Annotated in this window: 2 protein-coding genes and 1 pseudogene; 1 reads left to right on the top strand and 2 read right to left on the bottom strand. The window is 43.3% G+C overall.

The window, feature by feature from the left end; all coding sequences use genetic code 11:
* Nucleotides 1-487 precede the first annotated feature (487 nt).
* Nucleotides 488-1,012: pseudogene (locus tag ACMHKJ_RS19075) on the bottom strand (YfbR-like 5'-deoxynucleotidase); the annotation flags it as partial.
* A gap of 78 nt (nucleotides 1,013-1,090) precedes the next feature.
* Nucleotides 1,091-1,996 (bottom strand): recombination-associated protein RdgC, encoded by a 906-nt coding sequence (rdgC, locus tag ACMHKJ_RS19070; protein WP_413496391.1) that lies wholly within the window; start codon nucleotides 1,994-1,996, stop codon nucleotides 1,091-1,093.
* A 271-nt stretch (nucleotides 1,997-2,267) separates the two neighbouring features.
* Between rdgC and ACMHKJ_RS19065 the strand changes: the two genes are divergently transcribed.
* The gene (locus ACMHKJ_RS19065; protein ID WP_413496389.1) at nucleotides 2,268-2,708 is read left to right on the top strand and encodes an ECs1072 family phage-associated protein; all 441 of its coding nucleotides are present in this window, start codon (nucleotides 2,268-2,270) and stop codon (nucleotides 2,706-2,708) included.
* Nucleotides 2,709-3,098 lie beyond the last annotated feature (390 nt).

The raw sequence follows: 3,098 nt of genomic DNA, 5'->3' as shown, positions 1-3,098 counted from the left end.
GTACCCATATCGCCGGTCATAAATAAATAGCCGGGAACAGTTACGATATCGAACCAGTAATTTGAGTGCTTTGGGTTTGAAAAATGATAATGACGATGTAAACCATCAGATTTAATACACGTCATTTCATGTAACTTAGTGTCGTTTTGAAAGCTCATTACGCACACTCCATTACCATTCGTTTATCACGAACCCATGCACAGCAAGCGCCATCATCACTGTCACAAATCCAGATCATTATCCAGCCGTCACCATCTGGCGGTGTTGGTTCCCATGCTGATACATTCGGGTTACCGTTTTCGAAATAAGCAACCCATGCCGGACTGTCGCAATCAATATCGTCTTCAATAAGTACGTGGTGATATTCCAGATTGCTTCTGTTCATCCAGGCTTTGACTTCGGCTGGCGTCTCCATGTACGGAATATCGGGGTGCGACCAGTATCCGTATTCATCTCTTTCCGGTTTAATGTATGAGACAGCCGCGCCCCGGTTTGAAATCAACAACTCAAACCGCGCCATAAACTGGTGATATGCCTGCGGAGGTGTCAGTGGCTGGATAATGATGTCATCGTGCGGGTCGATAGCATTCAGCATTGACCAGTGACTTCCTGGATCTACTTCAAAATCCCGGCGTTCTGTTGCCAGCATAACCAGGTCGGCATGGTGAATATCAATCGTCATTACCGGTGGCAACCTAAACTTCTCCCGGATAGCGGCATCAACGCGTTTTTCTATCGACTTGTAGTCAGGCAGCATGGCTTTCAGTGGTGAAGTGATATCACCCATGTACGCCTCGGTCGCATCGTGTAACAGGGCTTCCAGTGCATATTCAGGCGGTACAATCTGGCTGACATACACAGAGTGCTGAGCCACGGAGTAGAAGTTTGCTAATTGCCCGGTGAAACGACAGGTATTAGACAACCCGGCGGCAATGTCTTTAATGCAGAATAAATCCGGAGTGATATTGGCAAAATCAATATGCTTTCCGGTGATGGTTGTTATATAGGACATATATCTCTCCACACAATTCAGATAATAAAAAGCCGTTACTTTTTATAAGTAATTAATTCCCTGGTGTCGGGTGGTACTCTATTTAATTATTTTTTCTTTATATTTCAGTAAATCAATCAGGATTTTAATTGCGTTTGATACAAAAAAAAGCATAAGCGCACATTCATGGCGATAACGGAACACCGGGTCTTCACCGTCAAACTCAATTTTATTTACCGGCTTAATACCCTTAAATGTAAATTGGTCGGTTAATTTAAAGGTAATATCGCCTGTTGATAATTCAATCATTGAAACGGTGAAGTTATTATTCAGGCTTTCTTCCAGTTCACCACGGACAGAGTAAAAATCAGTATCGTATTTCACGACCTCTCTTTTTTTCTCCAGTTTGCGTTCCAGCAGGAAGAAGCTGCCAACCTGAAGATTGTTACTGAAGCAATCGTCATCGGTTTTATCGTTCAGCATATTATCAAGACGGGCAGTAACGCCTTTAGATACACCGTCGATGTGGATAGTTTCAGTCTTCACAGATCCGCAGGCTTTAACCAGAGAGGAAATGACCATACTGGCGTGCTGCTTTCGTGAGGTAGCAGCAACGAGAATCCGATCCGTTTCATTGTACAGCGCCAGAACGTGTGTACTTTTGATGAATGCGCGCTTCAGCAGCTCGGCACAGGTTGTTTCTTTGAGTGCTGCCGCGTCAAATTCAATACCTTCATCCAGTAGTTTTTGTGATCGGTCGTACAATTCACGGGCAATAACGGAAGTAGGTAATATTTTTTCGTCGATGCGGTAAGATAATAAAAATCCACCTTCAATCGGGGTGACAATTTCAGCGGTCACGGTATTTGCTATAAAGCCACAACTGAAATAGTGAGACTCCAATACATCAGTAAATAAACATTCCGATAAATGTTTACTTAATGCCTCGGCGGTAGGTAACTCCGCTTTAAATATAATAACGTTTTTAATTGATGGACGTGACATAGTTATTCCCTCATTTGTCTCTTCACACAAAAATAAGACCACCCGCATATTGGCAAAGTATCCGGCAGGATGTGTACGCCGGTGGTCTTATGTTTGTAAAAAATTGCGGCTGGCTGGTGGACTGCACCGTAGTTCGCTCAGCCGCGAACAAGGACTGCATGGTTATTGTTATCTGGTCGTCTTCTCTCTTCACATTATTCGTGCCCGGTTGTTTAACCACCTCGGGCGGCGGTGGTATCTTGGTGTTCTCACACAACCAAGAGGGTAAAGCATGTCAAAGTATTCAGATTTATGGCAAGTGCTTGGAGAAACATTATGCAAGTACCATGGTTTAGATCATTCTCGTTTTATTGAAGGCTATGAAGCTGAGTCCACCATTCGCAAAAAAGCACATTTCCTGTTTCTTCTTGAAGTTGCGTTGTTCGAATACCGGAAAAATGAAATTGGTATCTGGTTCAAGCAATCGCCGGAAGAAACGCTGCATTCATTTATTTACTCAAAAACTGGCATACTTCCTGATCAGTTCGATAAATTAAGTAATAATGCGAAATTAATAGTTTTGCATAAACCACTTACCGAACTGGTGCTTCCTGAAGTGGCTCAAACTCACTTAAATAATCTTGTAAAGCCAGTAGCTTCTGATGACTTTGATATAGATCCTTTTGAAGGTTGGACCCTGGGTACTGGTTGGCAGTATCTAAAGCAAGAATAGCTGCACTAAGCGCTTTCTCAGTGTCGCTCGCCAATCTGGTAACACCAGAGTTAACAAAACCTGTTAACTGACAGACGCGAACGAATGGGTAAAACCGCCTTGACAAATGCTCATACAAATCAACGCCTGTCATATCAGCCGGGTCAACGACTACCTGGCTGTTTTTTTCATTTACTTCAGTCATAACACCCATCTCCCCACACAATTAATACTCTTCACACCGTTATTCAGATACGCAGCCGTTACTGCGTTTTTACTGTTAAAGCACAGCGAGCTTCGTAATCTGCGATATCTTCGTCAAAGCGATCCAGCTTACGTTCGTGGTCGCTGATAGCTCTTTGGCGGTCAGCACGAAGTGATTGCAGGTGGTTAATGTCTTTTGCTTTTTCG

The organism is Morganella psychrotolerans (genome assembly GCF_965118875.1).
In the GTDB taxonomy this organism is placed as follows: Bacteria; Pseudomonadota; Gammaproteobacteria; order Enterobacterales; family Enterobacteriaceae; genus Morganella; species Morganella psychrotolerans_C.
Note: the sequence above shows the minus strand (reverse complement) of the source record. Positions and strands in the feature narration are given on the sequence as shown.

Excerpts from the sequence above, each read along its gene's own strand:
- rdgC (WP_413496391.1), bottom strand. The coding sequence starts at position 1,996 with ATGTCACGTCCATCAATTAAAAACGTTATTATATTTAAAGCGGAGTTA.
- ACMHKJ_RS19065 (WP_413496389.1), top strand. The coding sequence starts at position 2,268 with ATGTCAAAGTATTCAGATTTATGGCAAGTGCTTGGAGAAACATTATGC.